At 57.5% G+C, this 18,483-nt stretch carries 17 protein-coding genes; 5 read left to right on the plus strand and 12 right to left on the minus strand.

What is annotated here, in order from left to right; all coding sequences use genetic code 11:
* Window positions 1-17 precede the first annotated feature (17 nt).
* The 3 genes from Q1B21_RS10165 to Q1B21_RS10175 form a co-directional block, all read right to left on the minus strand.
* Window positions 18-779: an ABC transporter permease gene (locus Q1B21_RS10165; RefSeq protein WP_299084276.1), complete on the minus strand. Its 762-nt coding sequence runs from the start codon at window positions 777-779 to the stop codon at window positions 18-20.
* Entirely contained in the window at window positions 776-1,705 is a 930-nt protein-coding gene (locus Q1B21_RS10170; protein ID WP_299889030.1) for an ABC transporter ATP-binding protein, read from the minus strand. The genes Q1B21_RS10165 and Q1B21_RS10170 overlap by 4 nt, the downstream gene beginning before the upstream one ends.
* 106 nt (window positions 1,706-1,811) lie before the next feature.
* Window positions 1,812-2,672 (minus strand): crotonase/enoyl-CoA hydratase family protein, encoded by an 861-nt coding sequence (locus tag Q1B21_RS10175; protein ID WP_299889033.1) that lies wholly within the window; start codon window positions 2,670-2,672, stop codon window positions 1,812-1,814.
* Window positions 2,673-2,812: 140 nt separating this feature from the next.
* On the opposite strand from Q1B21_RS10175, the gene Q1B21_RS10180 reads away from it, so the two are divergent.
* A complete protein-coding gene (locus Q1B21_RS10180) occupies window positions 2,813-3,922 on the plus strand; it encodes a CaiB/BaiF CoA-transferase family protein (RefSeq protein ID WP_299889035.1) in 1,110 nt (369 codons plus the stop codon).
* Between the two features lie 58 nt (window positions 3,923-3,980).
* Here the strand turns inward: Q1B21_RS10180 and hemE are convergent, their stop codons facing one another.
* Complete coding sequence (hemE, locus tag Q1B21_RS10185; protein WP_299889037.1) at window positions 3,981-5,015, minus strand: uroporphyrinogen decarboxylase; 1,035 nt, start codon at window positions 5,013-5,015, stop codon at window positions 3,981-3,983.
* Between the two features lie 105 nt (window positions 5,016-5,120).
* Between hemE and hemC the strand changes: the two genes are divergently transcribed.
* Window positions 5,121-6,080: a hydroxymethylbilane synthase gene (gene hemC / locus Q1B21_RS10190; protein WP_299889039.1), complete on the plus strand. Its 960-nt coding sequence runs from the start codon at window positions 5,121-5,123 to the stop codon at window positions 6,078-6,080.
* 229 nt (window positions 6,081-6,309) lie between these two features.
* Here the strand turns inward: hemC and Q1B21_RS10195 are convergent, their stop codons facing one another.
* The 7 genes from Q1B21_RS10195 to Q1B21_RS10225 form a co-directional block, all read right to left on the minus strand.
* Window positions 6,310-7,587, minus strand: coding sequence for an aminotransferase class III-fold pyridoxal phosphate-dependent enzyme (locus Q1B21_RS10195; RefSeq protein WP_299889041.1), 1,278 nt, complete (start codon window positions 7,585-7,587; stop codon window positions 6,310-6,312).
* A gap of 1 nt (window position 7,588) precedes the next feature.
* Entirely contained in the window at window positions 7,589-8,692 is a 1,104-nt protein-coding gene (locus Q1B21_RS10200; RefSeq protein ID WP_299889043.1) for a mandelate racemase/muconate lactonizing enzyme family protein, read from the minus strand.
* Complete coding sequence (locus Q1B21_RS10205) at window positions 8,689-9,795, minus strand: mandelate racemase/muconate lactonizing enzyme family protein (protein ID WP_299889045.1); 1,107 nt, start codon at window positions 9,793-9,795, stop codon at window positions 8,689-8,691. The genes Q1B21_RS10200 and Q1B21_RS10205 overlap by 4 nt, the downstream gene beginning before the upstream one ends.
* Window positions 9,792-10,076 (minus strand): cupin domain-containing protein, encoded by a 285-nt coding sequence (locus Q1B21_RS10210; RefSeq protein ID WP_299889047.1) that lies wholly within the window; start codon window positions 10,074-10,076, stop codon window positions 9,792-9,794. The genes Q1B21_RS10205 and Q1B21_RS10210 overlap by 4 nt, the downstream gene beginning before the upstream one ends.
* A 99-nt stretch (window positions 10,077-10,175) precedes the next feature.
* Window positions 10,176-10,754, minus strand: coding sequence for a dimethylsulfonioproprionate lyase family protein (locus Q1B21_RS10215; RefSeq protein ID WP_299889049.1), 579 nt, complete (start codon window positions 10,752-10,754; stop codon window positions 10,176-10,178).
* The gene (locus Q1B21_RS10220) at window positions 10,751-11,833 is read right to left on the minus strand and encodes an alcohol dehydrogenase family protein (protein WP_299889051.1); all 1,083 of its coding nucleotides are present in this window, start codon (window positions 11,831-11,833) and stop codon (window positions 10,751-10,753) included. The genes Q1B21_RS10215 and Q1B21_RS10220 overlap by 4 nt, the downstream gene beginning before the upstream one ends.
* Complete coding sequence (locus Q1B21_RS10225; protein ID WP_299889053.1) at window positions 11,833-14,286, minus strand: FAD-dependent oxidoreductase; 2,454 nt, start codon at window positions 14,284-14,286, stop codon at window positions 11,833-11,835. The genes Q1B21_RS10220 and Q1B21_RS10225 overlap by 1 nt, the downstream gene beginning before the upstream one ends.
* A gap of 68 nt (window positions 14,287-14,354) precedes the next feature.
* Here Q1B21_RS10225 and Q1B21_RS10230 point away from each other — a divergent pair, with 68 nt between their 5' ends.
* The 3 genes from Q1B21_RS10230 to Q1B21_RS10240 all read left to right on the plus strand — a co-directional run bounded on the left by Q1B21_RS10230 (window position 14,355) and on the right by Q1B21_RS10240 (window position 16,830).
* Entirely contained in the window at window positions 14,355-15,242 is an 888-nt protein-coding gene (locus tag Q1B21_RS10230; protein ID WP_299889055.1) for a MurR/RpiR family transcriptional regulator, read from the plus strand.
* Entirely contained in the window at window positions 15,239-16,330 is a 1,092-nt protein-coding gene (locus tag Q1B21_RS10235; protein WP_299889057.1) for an aromatic ring-hydroxylating dioxygenase subunit alpha, read from the plus strand. Before Q1B21_RS10230 ends, Q1B21_RS10235 begins: the two co-directional genes overlap by 4 nt.
* A gap of 116 nt (window positions 16,331-16,446) precedes the next feature.
* Window positions 16,447-16,830: a carboxymuconolactone decarboxylase family protein gene (locus Q1B21_RS10240; protein WP_299889059.1), complete on the plus strand. Its 384-nt coding sequence runs from the start codon at window positions 16,447-16,449 to the stop codon at window positions 16,828-16,830.
* Window positions 16,831-16,840: 10 nt separating this feature from the next.
* Here the strand turns inward: Q1B21_RS10240 and Q1B21_RS10245 are convergent, their stop codons facing one another.
* Window positions 16,841-18,460 carry a hypothetical protein gene (locus Q1B21_RS10245; RefSeq protein WP_299889061.1) on the minus strand — a complete coding sequence of 540 codons (1,620 nt, stop codon included), beginning with the start codon at window positions 18,458-18,460 and terminating at the stop codon, window positions 16,841-16,843.
* Window positions 18,461-18,483 lie beyond the last annotated feature (23 nt).

The raw sequence follows: 18,483 nt of genomic DNA on the forward strand, positions 1-18,483 counted from the left end.
CAACGCACCAGGGTGGGTCAACTTCGGATGCGCCAGCCTGTTTTGAAGATCCAGCCGATGATGCCCAGACAAATGCCCGTAAAGGCTAGAATGGCCAAAAGGCTGAATGTGATCGGCACATCCGCCAGCCCATAAAACGACCAGCGGAAGCCCGAGATCAGATAGACCACCGGGTTGAATAAAGTGATTGTCTGCCACAACGGAGGCAGCATCGAGATCGAATAAAACGTCCCGCCCAAAAAGATCAGCGGCGTCACAACAAGCTGCGGGACAAGGGAAATCTGTTCGAAATTGCTGGCCCAGATGCCGATGATAAACCCCAACAAAGAAAAGCTGAGACAGGTCAGGACCAGGAATGCGGCCATGGCCAAGGGGTGCTCGATACGTATGTCCACAAAGAAATTCGCCGTAACCAGGATTACCAGCCCGACAAACAGTGATTTCGTGGCCGCGGCCCCGACATATCCGATCACAATCTCGATGAAATTCACGGGTGCGGAGAGCAATTCATAAATTGTTCCCAGAAACTTGGGAAAATAGATTCCAAATGAGGCGTTTGTGATCGCCAGCATGACAACTGACAGCATGATCAGCCCGGGGACGATGAAGGCCCCGTAAGATACACCTTCGACCTCTTGAATACGGCTGCCAATGGCTGTGCCAAAGACCACAAAGTAAAGTGAGGTCGACAGAACCGGCGACAGAAAACTCTGTGCCAGCGTGCGGAAAAACCGGGCCATTTCGAACCGATATATTGCGGCGATTGCGGACCAGTTCATACGGCCTCTCCCGATACAAGGTTAACGAAGATCTCTTCCAGACTTGACTGACGTGTTTGCACATCGCTCAGCACAAGCCCCGCCTGCGCCACGTCGTTCAGCAACGTTGTGATGCCGGTACGATCTGCATTGGTGTCATAGGTATAAACCAGTGCCCGCCCATTTCCGTTCAAGGTCAGGTTATGCGCTGAAAGGCTGTCGGGGATATCTGTTATCGGATCGGTCAGCATGACCTCGATTTGTTTCTTACCCATCTGCGCCATCAGAGTGTCTTTGTCCTGTACCAGCAGCAATTCACCCTTGTCGATGACTCCGACGCGATCAGCGATGGCTTCGGCCTCTTCGATGTAGTGGGTGGTCAGGATGATTGTGACGCCAGCTTGCTTCAACTCGGCCACGATCTCCCACATGTCCTTGCGCAACTCGACATCTACCCCGGCGGTCGGTTCGTCCAGAAACAGGATACGTGGCTCATGTGCCAGCGCCTTGGCGATCAGCACCCGACGCTTCATACCCCCGGACAATTCCTTGATGGAGTTCTTACGCTTGTCCCACAAAGAAAGCTTGCGCAGGATTTCTTCAATCCGCGCGTTGTCGCTGCCATATCCGAACAAACCGCGCGAAAACCTGACCGTGTTCCAGACCGTTTCAAAAGGCTCCAATGCGATTTCCTGTGGCACAAGACCAATCATTTTTCGGGCAGCGCGAAATTCTGTCTGGATGTCGTGACCGCCCGCTGTGACGGAACCGGAAGTCGGCGTCGTGATTCCGCAAACTGTCGAGATCAGAGTCGTTTTTCCCGCCCCGTTGGGGCCTAGCAGAGCAAGAATCTCGCCTTCTTCTATGTCCAGCGATACGCCTTTGAGCGCCTCAAAACCATCAGCATAGGATTTGCGCAGATCCTTGATGGATAAAATGGTCGTCATGTCTGCTCCCCGTTCTGCCGGACACCCTATCGCGCAGAAAGAACGCGGAACAGGTCAATTCTGCACATAGCCCTGCGCGTCAGTTCACGTCAGATGCCGATAGATCTTAACGGTTGCGCTTGGGCAGCTCTTGATTGGTTGTCCAGTCCCACGTGCCCTGATCCCGTTCAGCAACAGTCTGTTTCCAACCAACTTCCTCGGTTCGGGTTTTAAAGTTGATGCCTTCCGGCGAATGGCGGGTAATCCCGTCAAAAATCGTGGCCAGCCGCTGCGTTTGCATCATACCCATCTGTTCGATGGCCTGATTGATCACCATTTTCTGCATCGCCAGTTGATTGACAGGAACTGATGCCATACGCGAAGCCATGGCTTCGACCGCATCGTCCAGCTGGTCGGAGGGAACTGCGTCCAGGATCAGGCCCATATCAGCCGCCTCGCGCCCGGTGATCTTGTCGCCGGTAAACAGCATGCGCTTGGCCTTTTCTGCTCCCAAACGATAAACCCACATCGCCGTGGTCGGACAGCCCCAGACGCGGGCGGGCATGTACCCGATCTGCGCGTCTTCGGCCATGATCGTCAGATCGGCACACAAGGCGATATCCGAACCGCCCGCCACAGCAAACCCATGGACTTTGCAGATCACCGGCTTCATTGCTCGCCACAGCGACATGAAATGCTGCGTGTTGCGCCACATGAAACTGTAGTCCTTGATCGGATCCCACGGCATGCTTTGCGTCACTTCGCCCGCGCCGTTGCCTTCGGCATAGTAAGCCAGATCGTAGCCAGCGCAGAACCCTGACCCGTTGCCCGCAAGAACCATGACATGAATATCAGGGTCCTCATCAGCTTGAGCCACCGCATCGGACAATTGCACAGGAAGCTCATCATTGATGGCGTTCATCACCTCGGGGCGGTTCAGGGTAATCCGCGCTATCCGTCCGTCTTTCTCGTATAGGACCACCGGCATTTGTTCCTCCTTTTATCGGGTCGAACAAAACACCCGAACTTGCGATCACCTAGCCCTTCCGGTCAAGACGCCACGTCGCAGAACCTCCCTCTTGCATTCCGGTCACAGTACCGAAACCTTTGCGCAGGGAGAGTTACCGCATGCTGGATGGAATACGTGTCATAGAGATCGAAGGCCTGGGACCGGCCCCGTTTGCAGCCATGTTGCTCGCGGATCTTGGGGCCGATGTCATCACCATCCACCGCAAGGGCGGAAGCATAACTCCCGGGATGCCCGAACGTTCGATCCTGGATCGCGGAAAACGATCGATAGCGCTCGACCTCAAAGACGACGCCGACCTGGACACCGCCAAACGCCTGATCGACACAGCCGATGCTTTGATCGAAGGGTTTCGCCCTGGCGTGATGGAGCGTCTGGGCCTTGGACCCGAACACTGCCTGAAACGAAACCCCAAACTGGTCTATGGTCGCATGACCGGCTGGGGGCAGGACAGCCCGCTTTCTCAGAACGCCGGTCATGACCTTAACTATATCGCCCTGTCCGGTGCGCTTTGGTACGCGTCGGCGCCCGAGACCCCTCCGCAGACACCCGCCACACTGGTCGGCGATATCGGCGGCGGTGCCATGTATCTGGTCACAGGTCTTCTGGCTGGTTTGATCAACGCTGAAAAGACCGGGCAAGGCACCATTGTGGATGCAGCCATATACGATGGCTCAGCCCATATGCTGAACCTGCTCATGAGCATGCGCCAAACCGGCAACCTGTCCGAGGCGCGCGGCCAAAGCTTACTGGATGGCCCGCATTGGAGCCGAACGTACATCTGCTTAGATGGCGGCTTCATCACGGTACAATGCCTTGAGCCGAAGTTTTACGCGCAATTTCTGCAGATCATGGGCCTCTCAGACGATGATGCGTTCCAACAGCAATTCGACCGGTCACTCTGGCCAGATCAGTCCCGGCGTCTCGCTGCGCTATTTTTGACGCGAAGCCGTGATCACTGGGCTGAACTGTTTCGCGGCACGGATGCCTGCGTCGCTCCGGTGCTCAGCCCCGAACAGGCGCAGGCGCATGATATGAACGCCGCGCGCCTAACATGGCGCGACATCGACGGGACCTTGCAAGCCGCGCCCGCGCCGAGGTTCGCGAACACAGCTTGGCACCCAAAATCCAGCCCGATTCGAGGCGAACATACGAAGGAAATTCTGGCAAGCTTGGCCAACCTGACCCAGTCTGATCCTTCATCTGGCTAAAAATATCCCGGGGGATGAATTGGCCGCAGGCCAAGAAGGGGGCTGGCCCCCTTCGCTTTCACCGGCTGCGCACGGTATCGATCATCAACTGAACGTTTTCCGGATCCGCATCCGGTGTGATCCCGTGTCCAAGATTGAAAATATGTGGGCCTTTTGAAAACGCCTCAACGATCTGATGCGTCTCATCCACCAGCGCCTGCCCGCCTGTCACCATATGAGACGACGCCAGATTTCCCTGAACGCACCCATCGACCTGCACATGTTCCACCGCCCAATCCAGAGAAACAGAATTGTCCAGCGCAACGCAATCCACACCGGTCGCCCCTGCAAACCCGACATAACCCTCACCTGCTTCCCTTGGGAAACCGATCACGGGGATGCCGGGATGCCGCGTTTTGATGGCTTGCGTGATCACCCGGCAGGGTTCGACGGCATATTTCTGGAATGCCTCGCCTTTCAAAGATCCGGCCCAACTGTCAAAGATCTTGACCACCTCGGCCCCGGCTTCAATCTGGGCTGACAGATACTCAATCGTTGCCGCAGTGATCCGATCCAGCAAAGCCTCGAACAAGGCGGTATCGCCTTCACGCAATGCGTGGGCAGGCCCCTGATCAGGTGTGCCACGTCCGGCGATCATATATGTCGCGACAGTCCAGGGCGCACCAGCAAAGCCGATCAAGGTTGTCTCGGCTGGCAATTCCCGTGACAAGATACGGACGGTTTCATAGACTGGCGACAGCGTTTCATGAATATCGCTGACCGGCTTCAATGCCGCGAACTCCGACGGCTGCGTGATCGTCGACAAACGTGGACCTTCACCCGTGACAAACCACAAATCCGCACCCAACGCTTGCGGCACCAGCAAGATGTCGGCAAACAGGATTGCCGCGTCGAACCCGTAGCGGCGGATCGGCTGCAAAGTGACCTCTGCTGCCAGTTCGGGGTTATAGCACAGCGATAAAAAATCACCCGCCTGCGCACGCGCCGCTCGGTATTCTGGCAGGTACCGTCCGGCCTGACGCATCATCCAGATCGGCGGCACCTCCTGCACCTCACCCGCCAGTGCCCGCAGCAGTTTTTTTGTCTCGGCCATCTTCGCCCCCAGTCGTCAAGATTGCGCAACGGGTCGGCTTTCGGCGGCAATTTGTCAAGCGCGGCCCCATTGTCAGGGCAATGTGACGCGACTAAAGCTGGGCGCATGACATTGACCCTGCCCACCCCCGCATCGCCCCTCCGGATTGGCACCCGTGGTTCTCCGCTGGCTCTGGCTCAGGCCTATGAGACGCGCCAAAGGCTGAGCAAGGCGTTTGATCTTCCCGAAGAAGCGTTCGCGATTAAGGTCATCAAGACCACCGGTGACAACCGCGCCATGATCGACGCGGACAGACCGCTCAAGGAAATCGGCAACAAGGGTCTTTTCACCAAGGAAATCGAAGAGGCGATGCTGCGGGGCGACATTGATATCGCCGTGCATTCGACCAAAGACATGCCCGTCGCCCAACCCGAGGGTCTGGTGCTGGATACCTTCCTGCCCCGAGAAGACGTACGGGACGCTTTCATCTCGGAACACCTGGCATCGATCCATGATCTACCTGAGGGTGCTGTGGTGGGCACTTCGTCCCTTCGGCGCCGGGCACAGTTGCTGCACCGCCGCCCGGATTTGAACGTGGTAGAATTCCGCGGCAATGTCCAAACCCGCCTGAAAAAACTGTCTGAAGGCGTCGCCGATTGTACGTTTCTGGCTATGGCGGGCCTGCGGCGCCTGGCCATGAGCGACGTTCCGGCCATCGCAATCTCACCCGATGAGATGCTGCCTGCAATTGCACAAGGCACGATCTGCATTGAACGGCGCAGCACCGACCATCGCACTGCCCAAATGCTCGAAGCCATCCATCATGGCGAAACCAATCAGCGGCTGCAGGCCGAACGGGCATTGCTTGGCGCGTTGGACGGGTCCTGCGAAACCCCGATCGCTGGTCTGGCTGAAATCCTGAGCGGTCAATTGCGCCTGCGCGGCGAAGTTCTGCGCCCTGACGGATCAGAATCAATCACCGCGGAATTGACCGGACCTGTCGCCGACGGGGCTGAAATGGGTCGCGATATGGCCGCCAATTTGTTGAAACAGGCAGGTCCCGGGTTCTTTGATTGGAAAAATTAATAAAAAATTTAAACAATGTGAACTACTTCACTGTCGCCCGCCCTGCCATCGGGCATTAAGGTGTCATACCGATTGGAAAGTCGGATCAGTCTCGAAAGTATCGAAAAGTTTTAGATTGTTGGTGTTGTAGTAAGTATTCGAGGGGGCGAGACTGAACCCCGAAATCCAATCAGTTAGGGCCGCTGTCAATTTCGACAGCGGCCCAATTGATTCATCGGTGAGATTCTGATCACTGATCGCAGATCGCTTCAACGGCCTTGGCGACTGCCTCTCTCGTTTGCCCCAGATCAACCTCGTTTAGCGCCAGCGAAGGGTAAAGCTTGCCCGGTGACTTGAAAATCCCGTGCTCGCGTAAAACTGCATTGTAAGTGGCATTGCGTTTGGGGTCGTCGTGTTTGGCGCTGCGGTAGTCTCTGCAGGTGCTGTCGGTAAAATAGATATCGAACAACGTTTCATCCCCACAAATCTGATGAGCAATCCCTGCCGCCCTCAACGCGTCAGATTGCATTTTTTGCAATGCACGGCCAATTGTGCGGAGCCGATCATAGGCCCCGTCTCGACGCAAAATCTCCATCGTCTTCAATCCTGCCACCGACGCCACCGGATTGCCGGAGAGAGTTCCCAATTGCATCAGCCAGCCGTCTTCGCCAACGCGCGACTTGTCGAAATGCTGCATGATCTCAGAACTGGCACCAACGGCCGCCAGCGGAAAGCCGCCACCCGTAATCTTGCCCAGCGTACAAATATCCGGCGTTACGCCATATCGCTCCTGGGCCCCACCATAGGCCAGACGGAAGCCGGTCACGATCTCATCAAAGATCAGAAGCACATTGTGTTTGTCACACAAATCACGCAACCCCTGCAGATACCCGGGCATCGCGGGAATAATGCGTTGCAAAGGCTCGACCATGATTGCCGCGATATCGTCATGTTCGTTCAGCAGATTGGAAACCGCCTCCAGGTCATTGAATGGCGCGATCAGCATCTGCTCAACCACGCCCGCGGGGATACCTGCACTGTCCGGCACAGCCTGCGGGAAATTGACCTCGCGGCTGGGGGCAAGGCTCATTTGTGCTTCTGCGCTCATCCCGTGATAGCCGCCTTCGAATTTCAGGATCTTATCGCGTCCGGTAAAGGCGCGCGCCAGGCGGATGGCGTACATGTCTGCCTCGCCACCCGAGGCGACAAACCGCACCTGCTCGCAACAAGGTACTGCATCTACAATGGCCTCGGCCAGTTCGATCCCTTTGCTGTTATTGGCAAAGAAGGTCATGCCCTTGGGCAATTGCTCCAGCACGGCCTCCATCACTTCGGGGTGACCATGGCCCAACAGCATTGGCCCCGAGCCGATTAGGTAGTCGATGTATTCGGTGCCGTCCTCATCCCAGACCCGGCTGCCTTCACCTCGGGCAATAATGATGCCGGGATCAAAATTGCCAAACCCACCCACAGGCAAGACCGTCTGCGCGCGGGCGATCCATTCGGATTGAGTGTTAATCTTAAGCATCTCAAACAACCTCCAAAATCGGGGAACCCAGAACATCCATATCGGGCACAACGCCCAGGCCCGGGCCCTCGGGCGGGGCAATGCGACCATTGGTTCGAACAGGCGCGTCCGGGCAGATCCGCGGCGCCACGTAAGACGACAGATCACAGGTGTTCAGCAATGCCCCGTGCGGCGTGGACGCCGCAAAATGCAGCGAGGCGGCAGTAACGATATCCGAGCCCCATGTGCATTCGGCGCAGGTTTCGGTGCCCAGTTGCAAGCAAAGATCCCGCGCCCGGCGCATAGCTGACAAACCACCGAATTTGGACAGTTTCAGCGCCACCGCATCCATGCAGCCTAACGCATGCGCCCGCAATAGTGAGGCCAGATCATAGGCGTTTTCGTCAATTTTCATCGGCAAACCGGTGGCCTGTCGAACAGCGGCACAGTCTTCGAGCGTTTTGCAGGGCTGTTCCAACATGACATCAAGATGCGCCACCGCGCGGCCTGTGCGTGTCGCATGCAATCGCGAGGCCCCACAGTTCCAATCGCCATAGACAATCGGACCCGGTCCCACCGCTTCGCGCACTTTGAGCAAACGTTCCGCATCGGCCTCCCAGTCCCCATCGGCACCCAGTTTCACCTGAAACTGACGTATACCGCTTTGATACGCGGTGGCTGCGATCCGAGCCATTTCGTCTGGTGCGATGCAAGTGATTGAGTGGTAAAGCGGCATATCCTTGCGCGTCCGCCCGCCCAAAAGTGCATAAAGCGGTAAACCCGTAGCCTGTCCGAACAGGTCCCAAAGCGCAATATCAACAATGGATTTGGCATATGCATGGCCCGGCAGAAACCCATCCAGCTTGCGCATCGGCGCATCAACCCCAAAAGGTGAAATACCCAGAATTTCAGGACCCATCTCAGCCACTGCAGCCGGGACACCATCGGCATAGGCAGGTAGGTAATGTGGGATCGGACAAACCTCGCCCCAACCCTTCAACCCGGTATCCGTTTCGAAGCAAAGGACATGCGTTTTCACTGTCGCGCAGGTCTTACTTTCGGCCATGTGATAGGTCTCATGACTGGTCAGATCGACAGACCAGAGCGTTATCTTGGTGACCTTCATCGGTAGACCGCCACCGGATCGCCCAGCACGTCTTCGTCCGGATACACGCCAAGTCCCGGCGTTTCGGGCAGGTGCAGGTGGCCATTGCGATTGCGCGGGCCACGGCCTCCAGCGATATCAACGGTGATCATGTCCTGACAAGCCCAGACCGCGTGACAATTGTCGTCCGGAACGGTTGCGGCCAGATGCAGCGCCTCGGTATCGGCCAGAACCGAGCCGCCTGTGGCCATCACAAACATGTCGATGCAATGGACCAGCGCGATGTCCCGTATCCGCGCGGCCTTGGTCAGCCCACCTACGCGGTTCAGCTTGATCCCAAACACCTCGGCCAACCCGTCACGGGCAATCCGGGTGGCGTCCTGCAAGGTGACAAGACTTTCGTCCACAGAAACGGGTGAGGCGTGACGACCCGAGATCGCCGCAATATCGTCTAATGTTTCACAGGGCTGTTCGAACATCACATTCATGTCTTCGCAAGCCGTCATGACCTTCAATGCTTGCTGCCGCGTCCAACCCCGGTTCACATCGTAAAGAACGATCTCACCGGGTTTCCGGATGCTTTCTACATCGCGGACACGGGCAATGTCGCGCTCGACAGCGCCACCAATCTTGACCGAGTGTGCTACGTAACCACGGTCGCGATACCGCTCCATCACTTCGCGGGTTTCTTCAGCCGTCTTGGCGCCGACCGAGGACGCAATCGGGCGCGGCGTGCGCGACCCACCGCCCATCAGATCCGCAATCGGTAAACCCGCTGCTTGTCCGGCAATATCCCAGCACGCCATATCAATCGGGCTTTTGGCATAGAGATGTCCGGGCAAGGCCGTGTCCATCGCCCGCTCGACCTCAAGGACGCGACGCGGGTCAAGACCCATGACAAAGGGCGCTATCGTCTCGATTCCCGCCCGGATACCCGGCCCGTGGGCAGGGACGTAGGTGTGACCCCAAGGCGTTCCTTCGCCCCAACCGATCAAGCCACTTTCCGTCTCGATTTTCACCAGAGTTGCGTCCAGAATTTCGAACTTCAGCCGACCACCAGACAACCAATAGGGATGCTCGAGCGGCAGATCGACGTGATAGACCGAGATCCGGGTGATTTTCATTTTAGCTCCACCTCGATAAACGACATCGGGGCATCCCCCGCATTGATCACGTTGTGCTGAACGCCTTTATCCCGACGATACGCTGCACCAGCAGGAACGGTGACTTCATTGATCGTGCCATCCGGCAGCTCCAGACGCATATGGCATTCGGTGACAGCTGTAATGACATAGTCCATTGCGTGGCGATGCCATCCTGTTTGCGCACCGCGTTCGAAATCGAAACGGGTTACCCGGACACGCGCGTCGTCGATCATCTGGGTTGCAACGGCCTGTGGTCTCATTTCAGATATTCCTTTTCTGGTTGTCCTGTTCGCCCAATCTGCACACCAGATCTGGCGCCAGCACTTCAACGGCCCGAACTGTCAGTTGGTCAGGTCACATCATGCGGCATCCATCTGCGGCAAATCCTCAATACCCTCGCCCCGCCATAGGACGAACGTCAGGATCGATTTGTCGTAGGTATCCATCGCATGGCTTTGCCAGCTGCCGTGCAGACGCGTCTGTCCCGGTCCAACCTGGGCTTCATCCCCTGCGACTTTGAACAGGGCATCTCCGGCGAGGTTCAGATACAACTCCTCGGCCTGATGACTGTGCCAGTCGTATTCCAGACCAGTACCCCAAAAGGCGATGTATCCGCGTAGCTGGGTCGAGTAAAAATGACCACTCGGCCCGAACAACTCAAAATACCCGTACCTGTTAAGAAAATCGACACCAACCTCTTCCTCGGAATAGGCAAGCTGCCAGTTGACCAAATGCGCCGTTGCGCGAACCGCGTCGACCATATGCGTGGTCAAATCTGTTCCAGCCTCATCAAAGCTTTTGACCAAATCCAACGCGGGGATGGGCGTCGGCTGCAGGCCCGATGGTGTCAGATCGGTCGGCCAGGCTCCGAACTTCGAAAGATCGGGATGTGATTGGTGCAGCTGCCGGGCCGCTTCAAGGAGGTCGTCGAGTGTCACGGGATCACCACAATGTTGCCGGTATGCGCTTTGTCGATAAAGGCCTTCTGGGCCTCACGCAGATCAGCTAACGGATAGGTTGCGGCCAATGCTGGCTTGATCTTGCCATCCTCTATGTATTTCACGACATCGGTGAAGTTTTCCGGCCGGTTCACGGTCGACCCGGTAAAGGTCAGATCGCGCAGGTAGAATGTGCGCAGGTCAAGTTCGACCAGCGGACCCGCAATCGCACCAGAACACGTATAGCGGCCACCCCGCTCCAGCACATCAATTAGACTGGCCCACATCGGCCCACCAACAACGTCGGCAACAACCGTCACCTTCTCGCCGTTCAGCGCAGCTTTCAGGTTTTCGGGGCTGCGCGGCAGAAGGCGGTCGGGCCCAAGCCTGGCGACATCTTCATGTTTCGCTTCGGACGCCATTGCAATCACCCGCGCACCGCGCAGCTTGGACAGTTGGATCAACGCGCCACCAACCCCGCCAGAAGCGCCAGGGATCAGAACGGTATCGCCTGCTCCAACATTGGCGCGATCCACCATGCCTTCGGCGGTGACATAGCCACAGATGAACGTGGCCAATTCTGCGTCACTCAGGTCACTCTCGATTGGCGCAATGCCGCGTACATCAGCCTTGGTGTATTCTGCAAAGCCGCCGTCGCATTCCGACCCGAAATACCCGGCCTTGTCGCGGTTCATCGGATCGTCCCAGTCGCGCAACCACCCGGCCACCATGACGCGTTTGCCGATCAGCGAGGGGTCTGCACCCTCACCAACGGCCACAACGGTCCCCACTGCATCCGCACCCTGGATGCGCGGGAAGGTTAGTGGCGCGCCGCCCCAAGTGCTGTCCTCGTCATCGACCTGCGAATAGGCACCGCCGGTCGTGGCCTCATCCACGGCCTTGGAATACCAGCCCGTTCGCGTATTCACATCCGTATTGTTCAGACCGCAGGCGCCAACCTTGATCACGACCTCCATCGGCCCTGCTTGCGGCGTTGGCCAGCTGTCGTGCCATTCGTATTTGTCCATATCACCATGACCCGTGAGGACCATGGCCTTCATTGTTTGAGGCAGCGTCATCAGATTGTCTCCAGAATTGCGTCCGTTCGCGGCAGCAAGCTTTGAGGGTCATAGGCGGGTTCACTCAACACGCGAGCTGCGCGGGGGTGGCCATGGATCACCACGGTGAGCTTTGTCCCTGGCTTCGCGGCGTCTGGCTCGATGTATGCAAAGGCCAGAATCTTGCCGATCGTGTGGCCATAGACAACCGATGCCGTGGACCCGACTACGCGGCTGTCCAGTAGAACCGCCTCACCTCCGTGCCCGTCGATTTCACCATCCGGTTCGATTTCCAGATAGGCGCAGATCCAAGGCAGGTCTGTGTTCTGAGTCTTGTCTTTGCCCAGATAGTCTTTGTCCGTACGTGCAAAGCGCAGCACGTCGGCCTCGGCCAAAGTGACTTCGTTGGTCAGTTCGCTCGCGCCTTTGAAGCCCTTCTCCATCCGCATCACGTTCATGGCAAAGCTGCCATAGTCGGTGATGCCGTGCGGCTCACCCGCTGCCCAAAGCGCATTGTAGACATCGAGGCAGGCGGCATTGGGCATGTGCAGCTCCCACCCCAGTTCCCCGGCATAGGACATTCGGAAGGCCCAGACGGGGTGACCGGCGATTATGATCTGTTGCGCTGACAGCCAACGGAATCCTGCATTGCTCAGGTCAGCATCGGTACAGCGGGAGAGCACGTCGCGCGACCGGGGACCGTTCAAGGAGAGAGCGGACCATTTGGCGGACAAGGCAGTGATCTGTACATCTTCATCCCGGCGCTGCTGCGCCAGATGGTCCAGCAGGCGCTGTTCAAAGAAGGCGGCGCAGACCAGATAGAACCGATCCTTGTCCATACGGATTATGGCCGTCTCCAAGTCGATCCGTCCACGCCGGTTCAGCATATGGGTCAGGGTGATCGAGCCGATTTTTTGCGGCATCCGGTTTGCGGTCAGGCGGTCCAGCAAGGCATAGGCGTCCGGCCCCACCACCTCGACCTTGGTGAAGGCGGTGACATCCATGATGCCGACGCGTTCGCGCACCGCTTTGACCTCAGCCGCGACCAAGTCGTCGACAGGTGTACGGCGGAAGGAATAGTGATCGCGTTGCTCGACTCCGTCCCGCGCAAACCAGCGGGGGCGTTCGAAGCCGTAGACCTCTTCATGCACCGCGCCTTTGGATTTTAGCAGCTCATGCAGCGGCGATGGCTTGATCGGACGTCCCGCCAGACGGTTGAAATGCGGAAAGGGAATCTCGTGGCGCAGGCAGTAATCTTCCTCAGCTTTGGTCACCTGCCACGCCTTTGTCGCGTAGCTGCCGAACCGGCGCGGATCGTACTCGCGCATCGAGATGTCGGCCGCGCCATGCACCATCCAGCGCGCCAGTTCACGGGTCAGGCCCGGGCCCCAACCAATGCCGATCTGTGTACCACAGCAGCACCAATAGTTCCGAACACCGGGCGCTGGTCCAATCAACGGGTTGCCGTCCGGTGGGTGCGAAATCGCCCCATGTACGTCGCGCTGAATGCCAAGCTCAGCAAAGATCGGCATCCGGTTCAGGCTTTCTTCAAGCCTCGGCATGACCCGATCGTAGTCTGCATCAAACAGCCAATTCTCGTATTCCCAGGGGCAATGATCATGCCAGACCGAATTCGGATTCTCTTTCTCGTAGATCCCGATCAACCCGCGGTTCTGTTCCATCCGGATGTAACCCGAAACTTTGCGGTCGTCGCGGATCACCGGCAGTTCGTTGTCCAGCCCCTGAAACTCCGGAACCGGCTCGGTCACGAAGTAATGGTGCGTCATCGAGGTCATTGGCAGTTGAAGGCCTGACCACTCGCCCATTTGCCGCGCATAGGTACCGCCAGCGTTCACCACATGCTCACAAGTGATAGCGCCCTGCTCGGTCTCGACCACCCACTCGCCGGTCCGTGTCTGTGTGATGTTAGTCGCACGGCAGTTGCGGAAGATGCGCACACCCTTTTGACGGGCGCCATTGGCCATCGCCATGGTCACGTTGGTTGGATCGACATGGCCATCATCCGGCGTATAGAGCGCACCCAACACGCCCTCGATATTGTAGAACGGGTGCAACTCGGCCACTTTCTCCGGTCCGACCAGCTCGATATTGAAGCCAAGTGCGCGGCCCACGGACAGGGTATGGCGCAGCCAGTCCATCTCATCCTCGGTATAGGCCAGACGGAAGGAGCCGCAGCCGTGCCATGTGACGGATTGGCCGGTTTCAGCCTCCAACACACCGGAATACAGCCTAATATTGTAGTCAACGCACTTGCCCAGTCCAAAGCTTGAGGTCGAATGCGTGATCTGCCCGGCCGCGTGCCAGGTGCTGCCGCTGGTCAGCTCGGCCTTTTCCAGGAGCACGGTATCACTGCCCCATCCTTCATGCGCCAGATGATAGGCCAAACCGACCCCCATGACGCCTCCGCCAACGATTACCACACGGGCATTTGATGGCAGTTCGTTCCCGGACATGATTTTTCCTCTTCCCGAGTCGTGTTTCTACTCGACAGGCTAATTCCACAAATGTACCATCGTCAATCATGAATGACACAAATGTATCATCAGCTGTTCTGGACCGCCTGTCCGAGGAATGGAACGCGCTGACGCCCGAGGCCCAAAAGGCCGCGCGTTACGTGCTGGAAAATCCAACGGATGTAGGGGTTTCGACCGTGCGCGAGATTGCAGAAGCGGCCAAAGTGAAACCCAACACCTTTGTCCGGATGGCACGGCAGGTGGGGTTCGAAGGATATGAAGACTTCCGCGCCCCTTTCCGTGACGCGATTCGTCAGGGCATCGTGTCCTTTCCCGACCGAGCACGTTGGCTGCAGACAATCGGCAAGACAGGCGAACTGGGCGGGCTTTACGCCGATATGATCGGCGCCGCGATCCGCAATATCGAAGACACCTTTGCCGGGATAGATGCCGAGGGCCTGAAAGCCGCGGCCGAAGACATCTGGAATTGCCGTCAGATTTTCACGCTGGGGGTGGGCGTCAACAACTCAAATGCTCGCAATTTTACCTATCTTGCCTCAACCGGTATGAAGCAGTTTCACGCCATACCTCGACCCGGCTCGACCCCAGTCGACGATCTGGCTTGGGCGGATGAGCAAGACGTACTGATCGCGATCACCTGCCATCCCTACCGCACCGAAGTCATCGACGCGATCAAGCTGGCGCGGCAACAGGGAATGACAGTCATCGGCATTTCCGACAGCCCGGCCAGCCCGGTCATCCTGAACGCACAGCACGGTTTTGTCGTTGCTGCCGACACGCCGCAATTCTTCCCGTCCTCCGTTTCGACCATCGCGCTGCTGGAAACGCTTCTGTCCTTTGTGATCGCCGTCTCCAGCGACGAGATTGTCGAACGGGTCGAACGGTTTCATCAACGCCGCCACCAGCTTGGCCTCTATGCAGAGGAGCCGGAATGAATGCCCCCCTGATCCGGTCTTTGGACGCGCGATACTACACTGATCCCGCGATTTTCGCGCAGGAGACGCAGGGCCTTCTGGCAAGGACATGGCAATTCGCAGGCCACGTCGCACAGGTGCGTGAAACTGGGGACTATTTTGCTTTTGAAATCGCCGGGCAAAACCTGTTCTGCATTCGCGGCCGCGACAAGGAAATCCGCACCTTTTACAATGTTTGTCAGCACCGAGCACATGAAATGGTCACAGGCGCGGGCAATACCCGCGTCGTTGTTTGCCCTTATCACGCATGGACATATGAATTGTCCGGCCAGTTGCGTGCAGGACCCAACATCAAATCCGTCCTCGGTTTCGATCGCAGTGCCATCTGCCTGACTTCGGTGCGCACGGAAATCTTCAATGGATTCATCTTCGTAAATCTGGATGATGACGCGGCCCCGATGGACGATTGGTACCCCGGCGTGCGCGAGGAAATCCGTGCCTTTGTCCCGCATATCGACGATCTGGAACCGTTGGAATGGGTAGAAATCCCCGAGAACTGCAATTGGAAGGTTAGTATCGAGAATTACTCGGAATGCTATCACTGCCCCCTCAATCACCAGACCTTTGCCGAGGGCGTCGTCAAGCCCGAGACCTATGACATCCAGCCCGACGCCGGCGGCGGCTACGTCCTTCGCCACACGACCGAATGCCAAAGCCTCGACAAGATGACTTACCCCATAGACCTAGCGGTGCCGCACGCGGGCGATTATCAGTCATGGTTCCTTTGGCCGATGTTCTCGTTCCAGTGCTACCCTGGCAACGTGCTGAACACCTATCACTGGCGCGCGGGTGATACCGATCACTGCACGGTCTGGCGCGGGTGGTATACCGAGGGCGGATCGGAGAGCGCCGTGATCCGCCAATTGGCGGTACAGGACCGCGAAACCACTGTCGAGGAAGATATCCACCTTGTCGAAAGCGTCCATCGCGGGCTTAAATCCCGCGGCTATCGCCCCGGCCCGCTGGTGTTGGACCCTGCGTTCGGGGTGATGTCGGAACACTCGATTGCCCGGTTGCAGCAGTGGATGCGTGAAGCGGTCGACCCTTGATCAAGGCGCCAGAGGCCCTGAGACAGGCATTCGAGAACCACGTCTTACGCTTGATAAACCCCCAAGCGGCGGTATCTATTTGCCTCGCCTGACAGACAAAAACCCGGAGATCTAAAATGCCCGACCTTTTTGACGAAGACCTTTTTCTGAAAGGGTTGGAACAACGTAAATCCACGCTTGGCGCGGAGTATGTGGAAAAGAACCTTATCGCTGCGGACGACTTCACCCGCCCGTTTCAAGAGGCGATGACCGCCTGGTGTTGGGGCTTTGGTTGGGGCGATGACGTGATCGATGCCAAGACGCGGTCGATGATGAACCTGTCCATGATCGGGGCATTGGGCAAGATGCACGAATGGGAAATTCATTGCAAAGGTGCGATCAACAACGGTGTCACCCCGGAAGAAATCCGCGCCATCATTCACGTCGTCGGGATCTATTGCGGCGTCCCGCAGGCTTTGGAGTGTTTCCGCGTCGCCCGCAAAGTGCTTGCAGAAGTCTAACTCCAATCCATTACAATCCGGCTGCGGACAAGAGCTGCACGACATCAGTGTAGTGGTTTTGGTTTTTGAAACAGCCGGGCCAAGCCCAGCGCTTAGCGGTAAAGCCCGGCTGCAATTCAAGAATCCGGCGCGCGTGTCGGCGCGCCAATGACTCGTTTCCCGCCTGGGCGGACAACATACATAGCACTACGCGCGGTCGCACTCGTCCAGGATCGATTCGCAGCACGTTATGTGCGTGCTGCCAGGCCGCCTTGTCGCCCGCAAGTGCCAACGCCATCGCAAGGTTGGCCTCAATCCAGATGGGGGGGTGTGGTGTCAACGCAAGCGCCTGCCTGTAGACAGTAATCCCAGCCTCAAGCTGATCATCATAAAGCAAAAGAACACCGTAGTACCCCAAAAGCTCAGGACTGCTGTGAAATCGGTTCACCACGTTGCGCATGAGATCACACGCCTCATTTGTCTTACCTGCCACATTGCGCGTGAAGGCCTCAAGCGCGGCGCAGTATGGGTCTGTTGGATATTTGGCGCGCAAACCGATGCATTCTACATCCACGAGCGCCAAAGTTTCCTCAGGCGCGCTGTCCATACCCAATCGGATCTGGTCCAATCTGCAAAACCCGATTGCAATACTGGCTGGCAGGTAGTTCGGGTCTTGCTCGAGACACGTTTGATACTGCCGGATTGCTTGAAACAGACCGGCCTCGGTTGCTTGGTTTTCCAAGATGCGCCCCTTCTGGAACGCGGCCCACGCCTGGGTAGAAGTGGCGCGGGCCGACCAAATCTCGGACCAATAGCCATCACGCAAACGCAAGTGCAGCGCTTCGACGACCTTCATCGCAATCTCTTCAACCGCGTCGAATGTGTCTTGCTTGCGAAACCGGAACCGCTCGGTCCACAAGCAGACTTGGTCAGATGTCGAGGTCAACTGCGCGGCAACCCGCAAACCTTCGGCGCCAACAACGCTGCCGCTCAGGACATAGCCATCAATCGGCCCCTCTTGCCTGCGGGCATCCCGCAGTTCGATCACGTCGGATAGCGTGCCCAGCAGAAACAACAGTTCGTCGCGTATAGATACTGCGGCCACCGCAATGTCCGGGGTGTCGCCAACCACCTCCATCGGTTCGACCACGACCGCGGGTCGCTGACGTCCCCAATGCGATGGAGCTCGACCGGTGATCGGGCCGAGACCGTCTTCTCCGGTGTCAATGTCCCAGTAGGCCTGACGTTCGACGGCAAGCCACTCTTCGAATTCTGGGTCCGCAACATCGAGCCCTTCCAGCAACTCCGCCCGATCCGGGTTCAGCTGTGCGTCAAACAGGTCGACTTCGATCGAGTTAAGATCGATCGAGACATTTTCGCGTCCGATATCCAGAAATGTCAGGTCGAACTTGCCGAAGTGCTTTGTCAGAACGCTGAGTTCCTTGCGCAAGGATGCAGCACCCTGTGTAGGAGAGCTTTGGCTCCACAACCGGTCCTGCAACCAAGTCCGACTGCGGATCTTGTTCTTTGACAGCAATACTAAGGCAACAAGCGCCTTGGCCTTGGTGCCACGAGGAGTTGCATCCCGACCATCGTCACAGATGACCTGAAACGGACCAGTCAGGAATATCTTTGTCTGTGCCTCCGTCACAAATGGTCCTCAGGCAAGTCGAA

Source organism: uncultured Ruegeria sp., from assembly GCF_947504215.1.
Lineage (GTDB): Bacteria > Pseudomonadota > Alphaproteobacteria > Rhodobacterales > Rhodobacteraceae > Ruegeria.